Genomic DNA, 19,514 nt, shown 5'->3' on the forward strand with positions numbered 1-19,514 from the left:
GGTCGAGTTAGCTTTCGCGGTCTGTAGCCATCAAAGGTTTTCGCGACCTCAGCCCTGGCGCAACTGCACTCCTATTGTGTCTTTCATGATCGGGGGTGTGTGAACTCCACTCATGAAAGTTAGCGCCGCAATCCCCATCCGTTTTGCGTGCCTTTGGCGCATTTCTACAATCGCGCCTCCGAGCCCATCGCATCCACTTTTCTTCAGGCTTGCATACCATGATGTCGCCCAACCCACCCAAAAACTCGCCCTTGCGCCCCTTGCCTGCGCTGATTTTTGCCAGCCGCTGGCTGCAGTTGCCGCTGTACCTCGGCCTGATTGCCGCGCAGGGGGTGTATGTGTGGCATTTTCTGGTGGAGCTGGCGCACCTGGTCGAGGCCGCGTTCGGTAGCCAGACGGCGCTGCAGGCGCTCGTGACCAGCATAGGCTACAAGCCCGAAGTGCAGGTCACCACGCTCAACGAGACGGTCATCATGCTCGTGGTGCTCGCGCTCATCGACGTGGTGATGATCTCCAACCTGCTCATCATGGTCATCGTGGGCGGCTACGAAACCTTCGTGAGCCGGCTCGGGCTCGAAAACCACCCGGACCAGCCCGAATGGCTGGGCCACGTGAACGCCTCGGTGCTGAAGGTCAAGCTGGGGCTGTCCATCATCGGCATCAGCTCCATCCACCTGCTCAAGACCTTCATCAACGCCGCGAACTACGACGTCAAGGTGTTGATGTGGCAGACCATCATCCACGGCGTGTTTTTGCTCAGCGCGCTGGCCATTGCCTACACGGACAAGCTGCTCGGCGCGTCCGACAATGCGCATTGAGACTGCAAAAATAAGAGTGTTTTTGGCACTTTGCGCTTATACATCAAGCGCTGGCAGCTCCTTTTTCAGGAGTTTGTCTGGCCGTTTTTGCCGCGCGTTTCCGCCAGGGTTTTCTTGACCAGCGCGTAGCCTTCCTCCTGATTGCGGCGGATGGCCTCGGCAGAAAAGTCGTAGTCGCGTGAAGCCGGCTCGCCCGGCCGGCCGGCGCGCACGAAGCGCGTGACCTGCAGCGGCGCGCCCTCGCCCATCAGTTCGATGAACAAGGGGCGCTGCTGAATCTTGGCCTGCACGGCAGGATCGACCTGCGCCAGAATGCTCTCGACCAGGCGCCGGTAGGCGCCCGCGGTTTCGCGCCAGCGCAGGTCGTTGCGCACGCGCTCCGCATAGGCGATCTCGTCGCGCCGCGCCATCACCTCGATCATGTTCTGCGGCAAGGGGCGCTGGCCGGAAAACAAATCGACGACGAAGGCACGCTTGCCCTCGGCGCCGCAGCGCTCGACCACGAGTTCGAGCGGTGAATTGCTCAGCAGGCCGCCGTCCCAGTACGCCTGGCCGTCAACCTCGGTCCACGGAAAGCCCGGCGGCAGGCTGCCGCTGGCCAGGATGTGCTCGGGCGTCATGTCATCGACGTAGCTATCGAACACTTCGAGCGTGCCGTTGGCCACGTTCACGGCGCCGACCAGCAGGCGCACCGGGCTGGACTTGAGCGCCTTGAAGTCCACGTAACGCACGAGCAGCTCTTTCATGGGCGCGGTGTCGTAGTAGCTGGTCCAGTGCAGCGGCAAGGCCGCCGGGCCGGCCAGCAGGTCCGCCCAGGTCGGCAGCCAGCGCGGGCGGAAGAACTTGGGCACGCCCCAGGTCAATATCTGCAGGCTGGTCGCCACATTGTCGGCGGCGCTGCCCGGCGGAAACGGCGTGTGCACGGCCAGTTCGGCCCAGAAGGCTTCGAGCGCCTGCGCCGCATGGCGCGGGTGCGCGGCGACGATGGCGCCGTTGAGCGCACCGATCGAAATGCCCGCGACGATGTCGGGATAAATGCGCTCTTCCTCGAGCGCCTTGACCACGCCGCATTCGAACGCGCCCATCGCGCCGCCGCCCTGCAGCGCGAGCACGGTCTGCGCGGGAATCTGGTCGAGCGCAAAAGCCGGGTCGGCCAGACGCTCCTTGAGCGCGCGCAGCTGCACGCGGTAGCGGATCAGGTTTTCGGCATGGCGCGTTTCCTCGGCGGGCCGGCCCATGGAAAACAAGGCACGCAGCACATTGCGCTGTAAATAAAACACTGCACACGAGCCGCTTTCAAGCGAGCCGCGCACGATGCGCTCGTCGGCGCCCTCGGGCGCGCCCATGAGGCTGAAGCTGATGTCGCCGATGTCGCAAAAAAAGCACGACACCCCGTCGTGGCGCACGCGCCGCCCGAGCATGTTGCGCGCGGCGAGGCGCCCTTGCTCGATGGCATTGTCCCAGTGCTCGATGTGGCGCCGCCGCGCGAACACCGGGTCTTGAAAGCAGGTCACATCGCCCGCGGCATAGACCTGCGCCACGTTGCTGCGCAGCAGCTCATCGACGAGCACGAGCCCGCCTTCGAGTTGGATGCCGCTGCCCGCGAGGTACTCGGTCGCGGGCATCACACCCATGCAGACCACGAGCACATCGCACGGCAGGCGCCGCCCCGAGGCCGTTTCGACCGCTTGCACGCGCTCTTTGCCATGCACGGCGACCAGGGTGTCCGACAGGAAAAACTCGGCACCGCGGCTTTGCGCATGGCGGCGGAAAAAGTCCGAGGTCAAAGGCGCCTCGAGGTGCGGCAGGATCACAGCCTCCTGCTCGACCACGGTTACCTGCAGGCCCAGCGCCAGCAGCGACATGGCGACTTCCATGCCCATGAAGCTGCCGCCCAGCACCACGGCGCGGCGCGGCGCCGGCACGCGGCTTTGCCCCTCTTGCAGGCCCGCGCTCTGGCGCAGCGCCTGCACGTCGGCCACCGTGCGCACCATGTGCACGCCGGCCAGGTGCGCGCCCGGTACCTGCAGCGGCACGGGGCGCGAGCCGGTGGCGATCAGGAGTTGCTCCCAGCGCACGGTCTCGCCCGTGTCGAGGCGCACCGTTTGCTGCGCTGTATCGACCGAGAGGGCGCGCGTGCCCAACTGCAGCTCCACCGCCTGCTCGGCATAAAACGAGGGCGGATGCAGCAGGCGCTGCTGCACCTCGCTCGTGCCCAGCAGTATTTCCTTGGACAAGGCAGGCCGGTAAAACGGCGGCTCCGGCTCGGCTGAAACGATCAGGATGGAGCCGCTCGCGCCCTCCAGGCGCAGCGTTTCGGCCGCGGCCGCGCTCGCTGCGCCGCCGCCGAGCAGCAAATGGTCGATGACACGCAAAGCCACACTCCTTTTCTTCTGCACAAAAGAGCGCCTCGCCTTCTCCGCGAAGATGCGGGTGGCGAGGCGTCCGGCTGCCGCGGCTGTCCGCGGCTGCCCGCGGCGATGGGGAGGACTGGCTTTACTGCATGAACCAGCCGTGGCTCACCACCAGCGACTGCCCGGTGAGCGCGTTCGTCTCGAACGCGGCAAAGAACAGCGCCGCCTGCGCCACATCCTGCGTGGTGGTGAACTCGCCATCGACCGTGTCCTTGAGCATGATCTTCTTGATCACGTCCTCTTCGGAAATGCCGAATTCCTTGGCCTGCTCGGGGATCTGCTTGTCCACCAGCGGCGTGCGCACGAAGCCAGGGCAGATCACGTTGGCGCGCACGCCGTGCTTGGCGCCTTCCTTGGCCACCACCTTGGCGAGGCCGATCAGGCCGTGCTTGGCCGTGACGTAAGGCGCCTTGAGCATGGACGCCTCTTTGGAATGCACCGAACCCATGTAGATGATGCTGCCGCCCGTGCCCTGGCGGTACATGTGGCGCAGCGCGGCGCGCGTGGTGAGAAAGGCGCCGTCGAGATGGATTGCGAGCATCTGCTTCCACTTGGCGAGTTCGAGTTCATCGACCGCGGCGATGGTCTGGATGCCCGCGTTGCTCACCAGAATGTCGATCTTGCCGAAGGTTTGTACGGTTTGCTCCATGCCCGCATCGACGGCGGCCTCGTCGGTCACGTCCATGGCCACACCCAGCGCCTTGGCCGGGCCGCCGAGCTCGGCGGCCGTGGCCTGCGCGCCCTGCGCGTTGAGGTCGGCGATCACGACCTTGGCACCTTCGGCGACGAAGGTGCGCGCGATTTCCTTGCCTATGCCGCTCGCGGCCCCCGTGACGAGGGCGACTTTGTCCTTGAGACGCATGCTGACACTCCTTGGGATGAGGGTTGAAACGTCTGCATCTTATGCCGCTTGCTGCACTGCAATATGCGCTGCGCCCGAAAACCAGCCTCAGCGCTTCGGCTTTTGGAGCTGCTGCGCGTCAGAAGGAGTGTTTGCACCTCACCGCCGCACGTAAATCTGGTCGAAGCTCGCGCCGTCGGCAAAATGCGCCCGGCTCGCCTGCGCCCAGCCGCCAAAGGCCTCGTCGATAGTAAACAACTTCAGCTGCGGGAACTGGTGCGCATACTTGGCCTGGGCTTTGGCCGAGACGGCAGGGCGGTAGAAATGCTTGCCCGCGATGTCCTGCCCCTCCTCGCTGTAAAGGTATCGAAGGTATTCCTCGGCCACTTTGCGCGTGCCTTTTTTGTCCACGTTCCTGTCCACCACGCTCACCGCGGGCTCGGCCAGGATGCTGATGGACGGCACCACCACGTCGAATTTGCTGCCGAATTCTTTTTCGAGCAGATAGGCCTCGTTCTCCCAGGCAATCAGCACGTCACCCTGTGCGCGCTGCGCAAAGGTGATGGACGAGCCGCGCGCGCCCGTGTCGAGCACCGGCACCTGCGCGTAGAGCTTGCCGACGAATTCCTTGGCCCTGGCTTCGCTGCCCGTTTTGCGCCGCGCAAATTCCCAGGCCGCGAGATAGTTCCAGCGCGCGCCGCCCGAAGTCTTGGGGTTGGGCGTGATCACGCTGACGCCAGGGCGGATCAGATCGTCCCAATCCTTGATGCCCTTGGGGTTGCCCGCACGCACCACAAACACGATGGTCGAGGTGTAGGGCGAGGCGTTGTGCGGCAGGCGCTTTTGCCAGTCCTTGGGGATCAGGCCCGCCTGCATGTGCAGTGCATCGGTGTCGCCCGCGAGCGCAAGCGTCACCACGTCGGCGGGCAAACCGTCGATCACGGCGCGCGCCTGTTTGCCCGAGCCGCCGTGCGACTGCTGGATCGTCACGTCCTGCCCGGTCTGCGCCTTCCAGTGTCTGGCAAAGGCCTGGTTGAATTCGACATAAAACTCGCGCGTCGGGTCGTAGGACACGTTGAGCAAGCTGACGGGCTGCGCCCATGCCGGCCAGGCCGTCAGGGACAAGCTGCCGGCTACGGCGGCGGCCCAGGGAAACTTGATAAAGTCGCGGCGCAGGGTCATACAAGGCTTTCTACAGAATGTGAAACGGAACACGGCGTGTCGCGTGACGCAGCCGCGGGCTGGCCGCCATTCTCAAAGCCACCCAACAAAACTGGAACGACTGATTTTTCAGTTTGATATTCAAAAATTTTCTAAAACTGGAGCCCCCATGGCACGCATGGTTCACTGCATCAAGCTCGGCAAAGAAGCCGAGGGCCTCGACTTTCCACCCTACCCCGGCGAACTCGGCAAGCGCATCTGGGAAAACGTCAGCAAAGAAGCCTGGGCCGAGTGGCTCAAGCAGCAAACCATGCTGGTCAATGAAAACCGCCTGAACCTCGCCGATGCGCGCGCGCGCCAGTACCTTGCGCGCCAGATGGAAAAGCACTTTTTCGGCGAAGGCGCAGACCAAGCCGCGGGCTACGTGCCGCCCAGCGCCTGAGGCAGCGCCCCACCTTCACCCCCACTGCGGCGTCATGGCCGAACCTTTGCAATGGCTGGCCGACGGCACGCCCTATAGCGCACGCTTTGGCGACCGCTACCACAGCAGTGCCAACGCCGGGCTCGACCAGGCCGAGGGCGTCTTTCTGCGCGGCTGCGGTCTGCCGCACGCCTGGGCCGGGCAGGCGCAGTGGCGCATCCTCGAAACCGGCTTTGGCCTGGGGTTGAACTTTCTCGTCACCTGGGCCGCGTGGCGCGCTGACGCCCAGCGCCCGCGCCTGCTGCACTTCGTCTCCACCGAGGCGTGGCCGGTCAGCGCCGAAGATTTGCTGCGCGCGCACGCCGCGCACCCCCAGCTCGCGCTGCTCGCGCAGCAATTGCACGACCAATTCTGGGGTTTGCTGCCAGGCGTGCACCGGCTGAGCTTCGAAGGCGGGCGCGTGCTGCTCACGCTGTGCATAGGCGATGCGCAGACGCTGCTGCGCCAGCAGGATGGCACCGTGGATGCCGTCTATCTGGACGGCTTCAGCCCCCAGTGCAACCCCGACATTTGGAGCCTGCACACCCTCAAGGCCGTGGCGCGTTGGTGCCGGCGCGGCACGCGGCTGGCCACCTGGTGCGTGGCCCGCAGCGTGCGTGATGCGCTCGCGCAGTGCGGCTTCGTCGTGCAGCGCGTGCCCGGCGTGCCGCCCAAGCGCGAAAACCTGCACGCCATCTACAACCCGCACTGGGAGCCGCGCCGCAGCACGCAGACGGTGCCCGTGCTCCCACCCGTGACTGCGCCGGGCCGCTGCATCGTGATCGGCGGCGGGCTCGCCGGCGCTGCCACGGCGGCGAGCCTGGCGCGGCGCGGCTGGCAGGTCGAGGTGCTCGATCAGGCCGATGCACCGGCTGCGGGCGCCTCGGCCCTGCCCGCAGGCGTGTTTGCGCCGCATGTCTCGCCCGACGACAGCGTGCTCTCGCGCCTATCGCGCAGCGGCGTGCGCATCGTGCTCGAACATGCGCAGATGCTGCAAGCGCAAGGCTTGCTGCGCGCGGGCGTCGATTGGCAGTGCAGCGGCGTGCTCGAACACCGCGTCGATGGCAGCCCCGGCCTGCCCCCAGAATGGGAGAGCGGCCCCGGCGCCGACTGGAGCCGCCGCGCCAGCGCCGACAGGCTGCTAGCGCAATTGCCCGTCGTTGCCGCCGCCTGCTGGCACCTGCGCGCCGGCTGGATCAGCCCTGCGCGCCTGGTTACGGCGCTGCTCGCGCAGCCCGGCATTGGCTGGCATGGCAATGCCCACGTCGATCGCCTGCAGCGCAGCCACGATGGGGCGCATTGGCAGGCATTGGACGCCCAAGGCCGCGTGCTGGCCGAGGCCGAACGCGTGGTGATCGCCGCAGGCGCGGGCAGCCGCGCGCTGCTCGCGCAGCGCTGGGCGCTGCGCCCGCTGCGCGGCCAGATTTCGTGGGCCCGCTGGCCCGCTGGCGTAGCCCCCATGCTGCCCTACCCCGTCAACGGCCATGGCAATTGGGTGCCGTCTTTCCCGCTCGGCGACGCGGCCGAGGGGCCGCGCGCCTGGGTGCTGGGCTCGACCTTCGAGCGCGGCGTGGACCACCTGCCCCCCACCCCTGACGAACAACGCGCAGCTCACGCAGCCAACTGGCACAAACTGCAAACCCTGCTGCCCGCCGCCGCGCAGCAATTGCAAGCCAGCTTTGCGCCCTTTTTGGATATGCCTGGGCCGCACGCAATCTCGGCATCCGCCTCGCCGCTGCAAAGCTGGGCCGCGGTGCGCTGCGTCGCCCCCGACCGGCTGCCCATCGTCGGCCCGGTGGAGCCGCACGCCCTGCCCGGCCTTTGGGTCTGCACCGCCATGGGCGCACGCGGGCTCACGCTCGCCCTGCTGTGCGCCGAACTGCTCGCCGCACGCTGGCACGACGAACCGCTGCCGCTCGAGGGCAAACTGGCGCGGGCGTTGGCGGCGGAAAGGCTGGGCTGAACCCAGATTGTTCATGAGGCGGCGCTGAAAACCCGCGCGCTATCTGCTGTCATGGATGGCGCGCTACATTGTTCCCCTTGCAATTTCTCAGGGAGCAGCCCCATGCATGCAGTCGTAACGCGCGTCACGGAGCGCATCGCGCAGCGCAGTCGGGACAGCCGCGCGGCCTATCTGGCCGGGGTGGACACCATGCTCGCGCGCGCGGCGCCGCAAGAGCGCATGGGCTGCGCGAACCTGGCGCACGCCTATGCCGCGCTGCCGGGCGCAGAAAAAATCAAGCTCATGGCCGAGCGCGCGCCCAACATTGCCATCGTCACGGCCTACAACGACATGCTTTCGGCGCACCAGCCCTACCATGCCTACCCGGACTTGCTGCGCGACGAGGCGGCGCGCTGCGGCGCCACGGTGCAGGTCGCGGGCGGCGTGCCCGCAATGTGCGACGGCGTCACGCAGGGCACGCCGGGCATGGAGCTGAGCCTGTTTTCGCGCGACGTGATCGCCATGGGCACAGCCGTCGCGCTCGCGCACGACGTGTTCGACGGCGCGCTGCTGCTCGGCGTGTGCGACAAGATCGTGCCGGGCCTGCTGATCGGCGCGCTGCACTACGGCCACTTGCCTTGCGTGTTCGTGCCCGCGGGGCCCATGCGCTCGGGCCTGTCGAACCGCGAAAAAGCCAAGGTGCGCGAGCTGCATGCGCAAGGGCTGGTCGGACGTGCCGAGCTGCTGCAGGCCGAATCCGCGGCCTATCACAGCCCCGGCACCTGCACGTTTTACGGCACGGCCAACAGCAACCAGATGCTGCTCGAAGCCATGGGGCTGGTCGTGCCGGGCGCGGTCTTCGTGCACCCCGACACGCCCGAACGCGAGCAGCTCACGCGCGCGGCGTTGCGCACCGTGCTCGACATCGGCCGGCGCGGCGCGCGCTTCACGCCCATAGGGCGGCTCGTCGATGCGCGCTGCATCGTGAACGCCATGGTGGCGCTGCTGGCCACGGGCGGCTCGACCAACCATTTGATCCACTGGGTCGCGGTGGCGCGCAGCGCCGGCATCGTGATCGACTGGACGGACTTCGACGAGCTGTCATCCGCCGTGCCGCTGCTCGCGCGCGTCTATCCCAACGGTGAGGCCGACGTGAACCAGTTCCAGGCTGCAGGCGGGCCGCTGTGGGTGCTGCGCGAGCTGCTCGCTGCGGGGCTGATGCACGATCTGCCCAGCGTGCACCCAGGCGGCCTGAGCGCGGGCGCGCGCACCGCGGCCGCAGAGTCGGGCGACGAAGCCGTGCTGCGCCCGGTGCGCCGCCCTTTCGCGCCCACGGGCGGTTTGCGCCTGCTGCAGGGCAACCTCGGGCGCGCGGTGATCAAGGTCTCGGCCGTGCCCGAGGACTGCCTCGTGGTGCAGGCGCCGGCGCGCGTGTTCGCCTCGCAGGAGGAACTGCTCGCCGCGTTCGGCGCGGGCGGCTTGCGTGAAGACATGGTGGCCGTGCTGCGCTTTCAGGGGCCGCGCGCCAACGGCATGCCGGAGCTGCACAAGCTCACGCCCGCACTTTCGGTGCTGCAGGATCAAGGCTATCGCGTGGCGCTCGTGACCGACGGGCGCATGAGCGGCGCCTCGGGCAAGGTGCCGGCGGCCATCCACGTCACGCCTGAGGCGCTCGAAGGCGGGCCGCTCGCGCGCGTGCGTGACGGCGACCTGCTGCGCATCGACACCCATGCGGGCACGCTGGACGCGCTCGTCGATGCCGCGCAATGGCAGCATCGCGTGCCCGCCCCGCCGCCGCAGGTGCCGCCGCGCGGCTTCGGGCGCGAGCTTTTCGCGAACTTTCGCCGCAACGCCGCCGGCGCCGAACAAGGAGCATGCACATGGCTGTGAACCCATCCCCTGCCACATCGACCCCGCTGCACCTGCTGCACCCCATAGACCTGGCGTCTTACGGCCCGGTGATTCCGGTGCTCGTGCTCGATCGCGTGGAGGATGCGCTGCCGCTCGCGCGGGCGCTGTACGCGGGCGGCGTGCAGGTGCTCGAAGTCACCTTGCGCACGCCCGTGGCCCTGGCTGCGATCGCGCAGATCGCGCGGCAGCTGCCCGAAGTGGTCGTGGGCGCGGGCACGGTGCTGAGCGCGGGCGATGCGCGCCGCGCGCGCGAGGCCGGCGCGCGCTTTGCCGTGAGCCCCGGCTACAGCCGGGAACTGGGCCAGGCCTGCCGGGCGCTCGGCTTGCCGCTGCTGCCGGGCGTGGCCACGGCGAGCGAGATCATGGCGGCGTTTGCCGATGGCTTTCAGTTCTTCAAGCTGTTCCCCGCCGAGGTGCTGGGGGGGCTGGCCCTGCTCAAAGCCTGGGCCAGCCCTTTTCGGCACGTGAGCTTTTGCCCCACGGGCGGCATCACCGAAGCCACGGCGCCGCAGTACCTTGCGCTGCCCAACGTGCGCTGTGTCGGTGGCTCCTGGCTCGCGCCCGCGCAGTCGGTGCACGCGGGCGACTGGGCGCGCATCACGCAGCTCGCGCGCGAGGCGCAGGCACTGCGAGCAGCGCGCTAATAACTCCTTATTTAGGAGCTATTAGCGCACGACCCATGCGGGCTCAATCCGGTTTTTTCTTCTTTCGCAATTGCTGCAGACGTTGCTGCAAAGGCTCGTCCGGCACCAGCACGGCAGCGACCGCGCCGGCGAAAATCTGACCGGCGTTGCCGTCGAGCGAGATCACTTCGCCCTCGCTCAAGGTCTTTGCGCCGAGCTGAATGCTGCGGCTTGCCGGGTCTATGTGCAGGTCGCCGCAGCCCACGAGGCACACCTTGCCGAGCTGGCGCGCGACCACGGCGGCGTGCGAGGTGCGCGCGCCGCGCTGCGTCAAAAGGCCCAGCGCATGGCCCAGCGCGTCGATGTCGGCAGTTTCGGCATCTTGCCGCACCAAAACCACGGGCACGCCGGCAGCAGCGCGCGCCGCGGCGCGCTCGCCGTCGAGCGCGATCTCGCCGCTGACCACGCCGGGGCAGGCCGGGGTTGCCCGGGCCAGCGCCTGCGCAGCCTGCCCGCCCTCGCCCTGGGCCACCAGCTGCAGCGTGCCCAGGCTTTCGACAGCGACGTTCTGAGTGCGCTCGCGCGCGGCATCTTCGTCGATCACGCCCTCTGCGAGCAGGTCGAGCGCGATGCGCACGCTGGCCAGCGGGGTGCGTTTGCCCGCGCGCGTCTGCAGCCAATGCAGCACGCCGTCCTGCACGGTGAATTCGAAGTCCTGCATGTCTTTGAATTCGTGCTCGAGCGCCTGCGCGCCCTCCTGCAGCTGGCGCCAGGCGTCGGGCGCGATTTCGGCCAGCGCTTCGTGGCCATGCGCATTGCGCCGGCCGGAAACCACGTCTTCGCCCTGCGCGTTGACCAGAAAATCGACCCAGGGTGCAGGCTGGCCGCTCATGGGGTCGCGCGTGAAGCCCACGCCCGCGCCCGAATGGCCGCCGGAGTTGCCGAACACCATTTGCTGCACCGTCACGGCTGTGCCCATCTGGTCGTCGATGTGGTTGATCTTGCGGTAGCTCACGGCTTTTTCGGCGTGCCAGGACGCGAACACCGCGCGGATCGCTGCGCCCAGCTGCGCCGTGGCCGACTGCGGAAAGGGCTCGCCGACCTGCTGCTGGTAGATGGCCTGAAAGCTGCGCGTCAAGCCGCGCAGCTCGTTGAAGTCGAGCAAGCGCTCGTCGCGCCCCTGCGCCACGCGCGCGATCTCCTGCTCGAACAGCGCCGGATCGACACCCGCCACCACCTCGGCGTAGCTCGCCACGAGGCGCCGGTAGGCGTCCCAGACCATGCGCGGGTTGCCCGTCTGGCGCAGCAGGCCCGGCAGCGTGGCATCGCACAGGCCGACGTTGAGCAGCGTCTCCATCATGCCGGGCATGGACACGGGCGCGCCCGAGCGCACCGAAACGATGAGCGGGCGGCGCGGATCACCGAGCGCGAGGCCCGTGGCCTCTTCGAGCGCCGGCACGCCCACCGAGAAAGCCGGCAGCAGGCAGTCGTCCGGGGCTTGCGTGTAATGCGTGCCGATCACGAGCGCAGGCGGCACGCGCAGACCGATCGCCGCCATGCGCAGCAGGTTCCAGGCCTTGGAGCCCATGCTCTCGCGCCCGGCCTTGGTGCGCGCGTGGCGCCCATGCTGGGCATGGTGACTGCCGTGGCTGTCCTGATCGGCTTGGGCGATCAAGTAAAAGTGCTTGGGCCAGTGCGATGCAGTGGACTTCACGACGCCACCTCCGTCTTGGTGAGCACCATCTGGCGCAAGGCATAACCGGCAGCCAGCAGGCTGTCCGTGGCTTTTTCCATGGTGCCGGCGAGCTCGGTGGCCAGCTGCAGGCTGACCGGCGCGGCATGCAGCGCACCCACGATGGCCACACGCGCCTCGCGCGCGAGCTGGTCGCACATGCGCTCGGCGCGCAGCATGCGCCAGAGGGTTTGCAGAAACTGCTCGCTGTCTATCGGGTCGCCCCGGTCGCTGACGTGGCGGGCGATTTCCACCGCCTTGACCTGGTCTTGGATCGCCGCAAGCGTGGTGCCGGCCAGGTGCGTGAGCACCTCGTTAATGGCCGCGGGCAGGCCATCGAGCGGCGCCACGAACAGCATAGAGTGCACGAACATGGCTTCCTCGAGCGCATCGGCGACGTCGTCGGATTTTTCGAGCAATTCCACCACGGGCTGCCAGCGCCCGTGGCGCTCGGCCCGCTGGCGCGCGTCCATGAGCAGGTGGTCGGCCTGGCGCTCCCAATACTTGGCGCGTGCGGCCAGGTTGGTGCGCGCCGCGGCCTCGGCACCTGCGCCGCTCTCGATGGCCTCACACAGCCCGAGCGCGATGGCATGGGTGTAGGCCGCGTGCTCGGCGAGCAGGTCGAACTCGAAGCTGCGCTGGCGCAGCACACGCGCGAGCAGCATGCGCGCTTCGTCGGCGATCAAGGCCATGGGCTGCTGCTGGCGCAGCATGGTGCTCGCAATGCGCAGCAACTCGAGCAGGTATTCGGCCGCGGCCGCCTCGCCCAGGACTTCGTCGAGCCGGTCGCCGATGCGGAAAGCGTCGCCATCGACGGCCTGCATGGCATGAAAGACCAGCCGCTCACCGCCGGCTTCGAGCCAACCCACGTGCCCCCATTCCTGTTGCGCAGCTTTGGCGAGCAGCTGCTGCGCCTGCGCCTTGCTCACGAAATTCTGCAAGCGCTTGCGCGCCCGGTTCCAGTCGATCACGAACACGATGCGCGAGGCCACGCCTTCGAGCGCGTTTTCGAGCGCCTGCATGCTATCAGCCTGGAAGCATGCCTCACCCAGCACGTAAGGCTTGCCGGCGTTCAGGCCTTCGACGGTGCGCGGCTCGGACACCGTCCACGTGAAGCCCAGCGCTTCGAGCATGCCGCGAAAGAAGTTGAAGCGCGCCGTGTGCAGATCGGAATACGTCAGGCGCAGCTCCAGCCCTTCGACCGTGATCACGAGCACGTGTACATCGTTCGTGCCGATGTCGTTTTGGATCAGCAGCCGCGCGCCGTCGCGCGTGACCGCCGTGTCCAGGCCCGGGTGCGAGAACTTGAGTGGCGCCGTGCGGTGCAGGCCGCGCATGAACGCGCTGACCAGCGGGCGGTCTTGCTTGTCGATCTGCCACACGTGTGCGCCGTCGAGGTCTTCGGTGGCGATCTCGCTGGCCATGGCATTGAGCTGCTGGTGCAAGTCCATCACGAGCAGGTGCAGGCTGTCGCCGGCCTTGCGGTCGCCGTGGGTGAGCTGCGCGAGTGCGGCGCGCTCCAGCCCTTCGTCGGTGTCGAGCTCGCGCAGGCGCTGCAGCCAAAAGTCGCGCCGCGCCGTAAGCTCGGGCGGGCAGGCGCGGCCGCTGTCGCATACCGGGCGCGCCATGGTGGCAAGGTCTGCGGCCAGCGCCGCCAGCAGCTTGTCCTGGTGGCGCATGACCATGCGCCCGTCGTCGAAATACGCGCTTTTCACGAGCTCCGGCAGCCAGGCGGCATCCTGCAGGCCTGCATGTGCGAGCTCGCGCCCCCAGTCGGGTACGGCGGTATCGGGCGCCGCCGCATGCTGGGCAGCCGACTGCAACAAAGTGAGGTAGAGCTTGAGCCGGTCATTGGCGGCCAGTGCCGCCTTGACCCAGGCCGGCAGCAGCAGTGACTGCTGCCCGAGCGATGCCACGGCTTGTTCCTTGCGCATGGGCGTTTCCTGACGAGGTGGATGCAAAAGCCCCAAGCATGATGCACCGGTATGGCACAGCTATGACAAGCCACGCCGCCAGCGCGGGTCCACCTTCCTCTGCTCTGTGTGAGCTTGCCCCCGAAAAACGGACGCCACGAGGTTTGTAATGTTGACCTTGTGGAGGAAATATGAAGTCAGGAAAAAATCATAGATACACGCCGGAATTTCGAGAAGCGGCAGTCAAGCAGGTGATCGATGGCGGCCGCCCCATTGCGGCGGTGGCACACTCGCTGGAGATGCCCTGCAAGTCATTGGCAAACTGGGTGTACCGTGCTCGTCGCGGCCAGGAACTGGTCAAGCGAGCGCCGGCGCAGCCGCCATCGGAAATAGAGGCCGAGCTGAGTCGCTTGCGCCATGTGTTTTTTAGGGTATCGCTATGTCTTTTGGAAACGCAGTTATGGGCGGCGGCAGAGGATTGGGGTGATGGATTCAGTCGGCTTGCTGGGGGCGCGATCACCCATGCGGGTCGGCACCGGCGGCGACGAAGCCCACCGCCACGTCCCGCGGCGCGGCGCTGTAGGGCCAGGATGACACCAGCAGCGCCGCGCCCGCGGCCACGTAGTCGGCGGCGTTGCCGGGGTGGATGCCGCCAGCGGCCGCGAGCACGGGCGCGAGGCCCTGTATGCGCAATGCCTGGGCCAGCGCGGCGAGCGTGTCGGGGTTGAACTTTTCGAGCTGCAGCACATGCGCGCCCGCCTGGGCCCACAGCAGGCCCTCTTCGACGCTGTGCACCTCGACCACCACCTTGCGCTCGGGCTGGCTGGCCTGCAGGCGCGCGATCGTGGCGGTGGGGGGCTCGGCCAGGAACAGACGGTGCTCGGCAAACAGCAGCAGCGTTTCCGACAGTCCGAGCCGGTGCATGCCTGCACCGCCGGCGCGCACGGCCTTGACGGCCAGGGCCTTGCTACCCGACGGCGTCTTGCGCGTGCAGGCCACGGGGCAGGGCCGGGCGGCGGCCACGAGCGCCGCAGCGGCGCTGGCCAGTCCGCTGGCCCATTCAACCAGGGTCTGCGCGACTTTCCACGCATGGTGCAGGGCCGCGGCGCTGCCTGCGGCGTACAGGATGGGCTGCTGCGCCGCCAGCGCATCGCCACTCGCGGCCAGGGCATGGGCGCTGCAGCCCGCGAGCGCGAACAGACGCACGGCTTCTTCGACGCCGCACAGCCGCAGGTCTGCGCGCGCCCGAAAGTGCAGCTCGGCCGCTTGCGCGCCTATGCCCAGGGCCTCCGTGGTGAGGTCGCCGTGCGGCACGTCGTCAGCCAGCAGCGCGGCCAGGGCATGATCGGGAAGTACGCAAGAAGGCATGGCAGTGGTCTCCGTAGGAAGAGCGGCGCATCACCCCAGCAGCGCCACGGCCTTGATCTGCGCCCACACCGGCAGGCCCACGGCCAAGTGCAGCTGGTCGCACGAAAAGCGCGTGATGCGCGCCAGCAGCGGCGTGCCGCCAGCGTCCAGGCGCACCAGCATGTGCGCGGGGGTGTCGGCACTGGAGATGCCTGTGACGGTGGCGGGCAGGCGGTTGAGGATGGAGCTGCCCGGCGCCGGCGCTAGCGCCAGGCTCACGTCGCGCGCCTGCACCTGCAGACGCAGGCGCGTGCCCGGCGCGAGCGGCGTGGGGTGCGGCGCGAGCAGCTCGCCGCCGGCAAAGCCCAGGCGCAGCAACTCGTAGGCGCTGTCGTAGCCCTGCACCGTGGCCTCGATCAGCACGGCGGCGCTGGCGCTTTGCGCCGTCGGCAGGTCTATGCGCGCCAGGGTTTCGGCGATGGGGCCGCTCGCGCGCACCTGCCCTGCGTCGAGCAGCACCAGGTGGTCGGCGAGCTGGATCACCTCGTCGAGCGCGTGCGAGACGTAGAGCACGGGGATGTCGAGCTCGGCGCGCAGCCGCGCCAGATAAGGCAGGATCTCGGCCTTGCGCTGCGCGTCGAGCGCGGCGAGCGGTTCGTCCATGAGCAGCAGCCGCGGCGCAGTGAGCAGCGCGCGCGCAATGGCCACGCGCTGGCGTTCGCCGCCCGAAAGCGTATCGGGCCGCCGCTGCAGCAAGTGGCCTATGCCCAGCAGTTCGATCGCCTGGGCGCGCGGCACGCGCCGCGCCGCGGGTGGGATGCGCCGCAGGCCGTAGTCGAGGTTGCGCGCCACGTCCAGGTGCGCAAACAGGCTCGCCTCCTGGAACACGTAGCCCAGCGGGCGCCGGTGCGTGGGTACGAAGCGCTGCGCGTCCTGCCAAACGGCGCCGTTGACCGCAAGGTAGCCGCCCGCGTGCCGCTCCAGCCCGGCGATGGCGCGCAGCACGCTGGTCTTGCCCGAGCCCGAGGCGCCAAACAGCGCCGTGACGCCGCGCCCCGGCAGCTGCAAATCGGCGCGCAGCGTGAAGCCGGGGCGGGCGATGGCAAAGCGCGCCTCAATCCCTGGCGCCCCTCCATTCGCGGGCGCAGATGCGGTCTCAGCCACCACGGCGCTCCCCAGCCCGGCGGCCGTAGAGCCATAGCAGCACGACGAAGCTGAACGCCAGCATGCCGCCCGCGAGCGCGTGCGCCTGGGCGTACTCCATGGCCTCGACGTGGTTGTAGATTTGGATCGACACCACGCGCGTTTGCTGCGGGATGTTGCCGCCCATCATCAGCACCACGCCGAACTCGCCCACCGTGTGCGCAAAGCCGAGCACGCCCGCAGTCAAAAAACCCGGCCGCGCGAGCGGCAGCGCGACGCTCACGAAGCGATCCCAGGGCGCGGCGCGCAAGGTGGCGGCGACTTCGAGCGGGCGCGTGCCCACGGCCTCGAAGGCCTGTTGCAGCGGCTGCACCACGAAGGGTAGCGAATACACCATCGAAGCCAGCACCAGCCCCCAAAAGGTGAAAGGCAGCAGCGCCAGCCCCCAGGCCTGCATGAGCCGCCCCACCGGCCCCTGCGGCCCGAGCAGCACGAGCAGGTAAAACCCCAGCACCGTGGGCGGCAGCACCAGCGGCAGCGCCACCACGGCGCCCACCGGCCCCTTGCACCAAGAGCGCGTGCGCGCCAGCCACCAGGCCAGCGGGGTGGCGAGCACGAGCAGCAGCGCCGTGGTCGTGACGGCCAGACGCAAAGTCAGCGCAATGGCCGACCAGTCGTCGGGGCCGAGCAACGAAGACAAGGCCGCGAAAGCCGGGGCCGAGCCGGCATCGGATGAAGAGGCAGAGAGCATGGTGGCAGGCATGGCAGAAAGGATAGCGTGGGGGCTCACAGCCCGTAGCCGTAGGTCTGGATCACCGCGCGCGCCTTGTCGCCCCGCAGGTATTGCATCAGCGCGGCCACGGCGGGCTTGGGCTGGCCGCCGGCGGTTCCTTTGGTGAGCACAACGGCGTCCTGGCGGATGGGGCGGTAGAGCTTGGCGGGCACCATCCACATCGAGCCGCCCTTGAACTGGCCTTGTTCGTCGAGCACCTGCGCGTAGGCGACAAACCCCAGCTGCGCATTGCCGCTCGCGATGAACTGGTAGGCCTGGCCGATGTTCTCGGCCTGCACGATCTTGGGCGCGAGCGCGTCGTACACACCCAGCGCCTGCATGGCCTCTATGCCCGCGGCGCCATAGGGCGCGAGCTTGGGATTGGCGATGGCCAGGTGCATGAAGTTGCCACGCCGCAGCACCTCGCCCGCCGCATCGACCACGCCGGGCTGCGCGCTCCACAGCACCAGTTTGCCGATTGCGTAGGTGAAGTGGCTGCCCGCGAGCGCCGCGCCCTCCTGTTCGAGCCGCACCGGGGTTTCGTCGTCGGCCGTGAGCAGCACCTCGAAGGGCGCGCCATTCTTGATCTGCGCGTAAAACTTGCCCGTGGAGCCGAACGAGAGCACGGCCTTGTGGCCCGTGTCCTGCGCAAACAGCGCGGCGATCTTCTGCATGGGCGCCGTGAAATTGGCGGCCACGGCCACCTGCACCTCGTCGGCGCGCGCGCCGGTGGCGGCGAGGGTGAGCACCAAGGCCGCGATGCGGGCCAGCGATCGGAACAACAAGCGGGACATGGCAAATCTCCTGGTGAGCTTGGAAAAAGGGAAGCGAAAACGACAAAGAATGAAACGGTGCAAAAACGCCAGCTCAACCGAGCGCCGCGAGGATCACGCTAGACGCCTTGAACACCGCGCAGGCGCGCACGCCCGGCGCGAGGCCGAGGTTTTCCACGCTGTTGCGCGTGAGCACGGCGGTCACGGTCTTGCCGCCCGCAAGCGCCAGGCTCACTTCGGCGCTCACCGGCCCTTGGTGGATGTGGCTCACTTCGCCCCAGAGCTGGTTGCGCGCGCTCAGCAGCCCCACGCCCGCGGTGCACAGCAGCAGCGAGGACGACTTGACCAGCGCCACCACCTCCTGGCCCAGCGCCAGCTCCAGGTTGTCTGCCGAGGCGCGCGTGATCAGCGCGGTGAGCTCGGTCTGCGCGTCGAGCGCGATGCGCACTTCAAAATCCACGCCGCCGCCGTCGTGCAGCCCCACCACCGTGCCCACGAACTGGTTGCGCGCGCTGGTGCGCACGGCCATGCGCCGCAGCAGCGTCTGGAACTGGTGCACGTCGCCCGCGTTCAGCGCCTGCATCTGGCCCGCGAGCCGGTCGAGCGCGCCCTGGTATTCCTGCTCCACGGCGCGGTACAGCGCGATCACCTTGCGCCCGTAGTCGGTCAGGCGCGTGCCGCCGCCGCGCGCGCCGCCGGTGCTGCGCAGCACCAGCGGCTCGTCCGCCAGATTGTTCATGGCATCGACCGCATCCCATGCCGCCTTGTACGACAAGGGCACAGCCTTGGCCGCCTGCGAGATCGAGCCATGCTCGCCTATGGCTTCGAGCAGGCGGATGCGCGTGGCCCCGAGAAAAGGGCCAAGTTCGGTTTCGAGCGCGAGCCGGCCTATGAGCTTGTTGGACTGAGGGGACATCTGGGGCACCTTTTTGTGTATCGAAATATACAAAACTACATAACCATTTTGGCCGATTCCTGACAAACACGACACGTGGGTTGTCTTCCCAGAAACCGGCACGAGTCCAGAAAAGAAAAGCATGAGGCGCTATTGTTGTGGGCATACAGGGTTTGCGCCTACACTGACCAACGCCATGCAAGAAGCATGCGCGATATTTCTAAAGACATAACGACATCGTTTCAAATTCGACTTTGAAAGGAATCACCATGAAAGTCAGTGCCCGCAACGTCTTCCACGGCAAGGTCAGCGCCATCACCGCCGGCGCCGTGAACAGCGAAGTCGAGCTCACCACCGACGGCGGCGACAAGCTCGTGGCCATCGTCACGCAGGCGAGCGTGCGCGAGCTGGGCCTCGCGCCCGGCAAGCCGGCGTTTGCGCTCGTCAAGGCGCCGTGGGTCATGCTGCTCACCGACGACGCTGGCGTGCATCTTTCTGCGCGCAACCGCCTGCGCGGCACGGTGAGCAAACTGGTGCCAGGCGCGGTCAACACCGACGTGGTGCTGAGCCTGCCCGGCGGCAGCCAGGTGCATGCCGTGATCACCAGCGAAGCCGTGCGCGAGCTGGGCCTCAAGGAAGGCAGCCCCGCGACCGCGCTCATCAAGGCCAGCCATGTGGTGCTGGGCGTGCCGGGGTGAACTTTGGGTGTGGCGGGTTCACCTGAGCGAGAGGGTACCCGCTACAAAATGCCCGATGACATGCAACACCC

16 protein-coding genes and 1 pseudogene are annotated in these 19,514 nt (G+C 67.8%); 7 read left to right on the forward strand and 10 right to left on the reverse strand.

The annotated features are described in order from the left end of the window. Positions 1-218: 218 nt before the first annotated feature. On the forward strand, positions 219-818 hold the full coding sequence (locus tag FK527_RS10470) for a TIGR00645 family protein (RefSeq protein WP_144733244.1): 600 nt from the start codon (positions 219-221) through the stop codon (positions 816-818). A 65-nt stretch (positions 819-883) separates the two neighbouring features. Here the strand turns inward: FK527_RS10470 and FK527_RS10475 are convergent, their stop codons facing one another. The 3 genes from FK527_RS10475 to FK527_RS10485 all read right to left on the reverse strand — a co-directional run bounded on the left by FK527_RS10475 (position 884) and on the right by FK527_RS10485 (position 5,255). Then, positions 884-3,199, reverse strand: a complete 2,316-nt coding sequence (locus FK527_RS10475) for an FAD-dependent oxidoreductase (RefSeq protein WP_144733247.1) — start codon at positions 3,197-3,199, stop codon at positions 884-886. A 115-nt stretch (positions 3,200-3,314) separates the two neighbouring features. Then, a complete protein-coding gene (locus tag FK527_RS10480) occupies positions 3,315-4,094 on the reverse strand; it encodes a 3-hydroxybutyrate dehydrogenase (protein ID WP_114481681.1) in 780 nt (259 codons plus the stop codon). Between the two features lie 138 nt (positions 4,095-4,232). After that, positions 4,233-5,255, reverse strand: coding sequence for a sulfate ABC transporter substrate-binding protein (locus tag FK527_RS10485; RefSeq protein WP_144733250.1), 1,023 nt, complete (start codon positions 5,253-5,255; stop codon positions 4,233-4,235). Between the two features lie 148 nt (positions 5,256-5,403). Between FK527_RS10485 and FK527_RS10490 the strand changes: the two genes are divergently transcribed. The 4 genes from FK527_RS10490 to eda all read left to right on the forward strand — a co-directional run bounded on the left by FK527_RS10490 (position 5,404) and on the right by eda (position 10,191). Further along, entirely contained in the window at positions 5,404-5,676 is a 273-nt protein-coding gene (locus FK527_RS10490; protein ID WP_144733252.1) for an oxidative damage protection protein, read from the forward strand. Positions 5,677-5,710: 34 nt separating this feature from the next. Further along, positions 5,711-7,657, forward strand: coding sequence for a bifunctional tRNA (5-methylaminomethyl-2-thiouridine)(34)-methyltransferase MnmC2/FAD-dependent 5-carboxymethylaminomethyl-2-thiouridine(34) oxidoreductase MnmC1 (gene mnmC / locus FK527_RS10495; RefSeq protein WP_144733255.1), 1,947 nt, complete (start codon positions 5,711-5,713; stop codon positions 7,655-7,657). A 102-nt stretch (positions 7,658-7,759) separates the two neighbouring features. Then, complete coding sequence (gene edd / locus FK527_RS10500) at positions 7,760-9,526, forward strand: phosphogluconate dehydratase (RefSeq protein ID WP_144733259.1); 1,767 nt, start codon at positions 7,760-7,762, stop codon at positions 9,524-9,526. Beyond that, on the forward strand, positions 9,517-10,191 hold the full coding sequence (eda, locus tag FK527_RS10505; protein WP_144733262.1) for a bifunctional 4-hydroxy-2-oxoglutarate aldolase/2-dehydro-3-deoxy-phosphogluconate aldolase: 675 nt from the start codon (positions 9,517-9,519) through the stop codon (positions 10,189-10,191). The genes edd and eda overlap by 10 nt, the downstream gene beginning before the upstream one ends. A gap of 43 nt (positions 10,192-10,234) precedes the next feature. Here the strand turns inward: eda and FK527_RS10510 are convergent, their stop codons facing one another. Then, positions 10,235-11,884, reverse strand: coding sequence for a PEP/pyruvate-binding domain-containing protein (locus FK527_RS10510; protein WP_246072747.1), 1,650 nt, complete (start codon positions 11,882-11,884; stop codon positions 10,235-10,237). Further along, positions 11,881-13,836 (reverse strand): phosphate transport regulator, encoded by a 1,956-nt coding sequence (locus FK527_RS10515; RefSeq protein ID WP_144733265.1) that lies wholly within the window; start codon positions 13,834-13,836, stop codon positions 11,881-11,883. Before FK527_RS10515 ends, FK527_RS10510 begins: the two co-directional genes overlap by 4 nt. A gap of 170 nt (positions 13,837-14,006) precedes the next feature. Between FK527_RS10515 and FK527_RS17795 the strand changes: the two are divergent. Next, a pseudogene (locus FK527_RS17795) lies at positions 14,007-14,225 on the forward strand (transposase); the annotation flags it as partial. Positions 14,226-14,331: 106 nt separating this feature from the next. On the opposite strand, the gene modD reads toward FK527_RS17795, so the two are convergent. The 5 genes from modD to FK527_RS10545 all read right to left on the reverse strand — a co-directional run bounded on the left by modD (position 14,332) and on the right by FK527_RS10545 (position 18,766). Beyond that, positions 14,332-15,183, reverse strand: coding sequence for a ModD protein (modD, locus tag FK527_RS10525; protein ID WP_144733271.1), 852 nt, complete (start codon positions 15,181-15,183; stop codon positions 14,332-14,334). A gap of 30 nt (positions 15,184-15,213) precedes the next feature. Beyond that, positions 15,214-16,326 carry a molybdenum ABC transporter ATP-binding protein gene (gene modC, locus FK527_RS10530; RefSeq protein WP_186298430.1) on the reverse strand — a complete coding sequence of 371 codons (1,113 nt, stop codon included), beginning with the start codon at positions 16,324-16,326 and terminating at the stop codon, positions 15,214-15,216. Further along, complete coding sequence (gene modB / locus FK527_RS10535) at positions 16,319-17,056, reverse strand: molybdate ABC transporter permease subunit (RefSeq protein WP_144733277.1); 738 nt, start codon at positions 17,054-17,056, stop codon at positions 16,319-16,321. Before modB ends, modC begins: the two co-directional genes overlap by 8 nt. A gap of 35 nt (positions 17,057-17,091) precedes the next feature. Then, on the reverse strand, positions 17,092-17,871 hold the full coding sequence (modA, locus tag FK527_RS10540; protein ID WP_144733280.1) for a molybdate ABC transporter substrate-binding protein: 780 nt from the start codon (positions 17,869-17,871) through the stop codon (positions 17,092-17,094). A gap of 73 nt (positions 17,872-17,944) precedes the next feature. Next, complete coding sequence (locus FK527_RS10545; RefSeq protein ID WP_144733283.1) at positions 17,945-18,766, reverse strand: TOBE domain-containing protein; 822 nt, start codon at positions 18,764-18,766, stop codon at positions 17,945-17,947. Between the two features lie 248 nt (positions 18,767-19,014). On the opposite strand from FK527_RS10545, the gene FK527_RS10550 reads away from it, so the two are divergent. Further along, the gene (locus FK527_RS10550; RefSeq protein WP_144733285.1) at positions 19,015-19,443 is read left to right on the forward strand and encodes a TOBE domain-containing protein; all 429 of its coding nucleotides are present in this window, start codon (positions 19,015-19,017) and stop codon (positions 19,441-19,443) included. The last annotated feature ends 71 nt before the right edge of the window (positions 19,444-19,514 follow it).

This window comes from Extensimonas perlucida (genome assembly GCF_007655255.1).
GTDB classification, from domain to species: domain Bacteria; phylum Pseudomonadota; class Gammaproteobacteria; order Burkholderiales; family Burkholderiaceae_C; genus Extensimonas; species Extensimonas perlucida.

Excerpts from the sequence above, each read along its gene's own strand:
- FK527_RS10490 (WP_144733252.1), top strand. The coding sequence starts at position 5,404 with ATGGCACGCATGGTTCACTGCATCAAGCTCGGCAAAGAAGCCGAGGGC.
- FK527_RS10480 (WP_114481681.1), bottom strand. The coding sequence starts at position 4,094 with ATGCGTCTCAAGGACAAAGTCGCCCTCGTCACGGGGGCCGCGAGCGGC.
- modA (WP_144733280.1), bottom strand. The coding sequence starts at position 17,871 with ATGTCCCGCTTGTTGTTCCGATCGCTGGCCCGCATCGCGGCCTTGGTG.
- FK527_RS10515 (WP_144733265.1), bottom strand. The coding sequence starts at position 13,836 with ATGCGCAAGGAACAAGCCGTGGCATCGCTCGGGCAGCAGTCACTGCTG.
- modD (WP_144733271.1), bottom strand. The coding sequence starts at position 15,183 with ATGCCTTCTTGCGTACTTCCCGATCATGCCCTGGCCGCGCTGCTGGCT.
- FK527_RS10550 (WP_144733285.1), top strand. The coding sequence starts at position 19,015 with ATGAAAGTCAGTGCCCGCAACGTCTTCCACGGCAAGGTCAGCGCCATC.
- edd (WP_144733259.1), top strand. The coding sequence starts at position 7,760 with ATGCATGCAGTCGTAACGCGCGTCACGGAGCGCATCGCGCAGCGCAGT.
- mnmC (WP_144733255.1), top strand. The coding sequence starts at position 5,711 with ATGGCCGAACCTTTGCAATGGCTGGCCGACGGCACGCCCTATAGCGCA.
- eda (WP_144733262.1), top strand. The coding sequence starts at position 9,517 with ATGGCTGTGAACCCATCCCCTGCCACATCGACCCCGCTGCACCTGCTG.
- FK527_RS10470 (WP_144733244.1), top strand. The coding sequence starts at position 219 with ATGATGTCGCCCAACCCACCCAAAAACTCGCCCTTGCGCCCCTTGCCT.
- FK527_RS10545 (WP_144733283.1), bottom strand. The coding sequence starts at position 18,766 with ATGTCCCCTCAGTCCAACAAGCTCATAGGCCGGCTCGCGCTCGAAACC.
- modB (WP_144733277.1), bottom strand. The coding sequence starts at position 17,056 with ATGCTCTCTGCCTCTTCATCCGATGCCGGCTCGGCCCCGGCTTTCGCG.
- FK527_RS10485 (WP_144733250.1), bottom strand. The coding sequence starts at position 5,255 with ATGACCCTGCGCCGCGACTTTATCAAGTTTCCCTGGGCCGCCGCCGTA.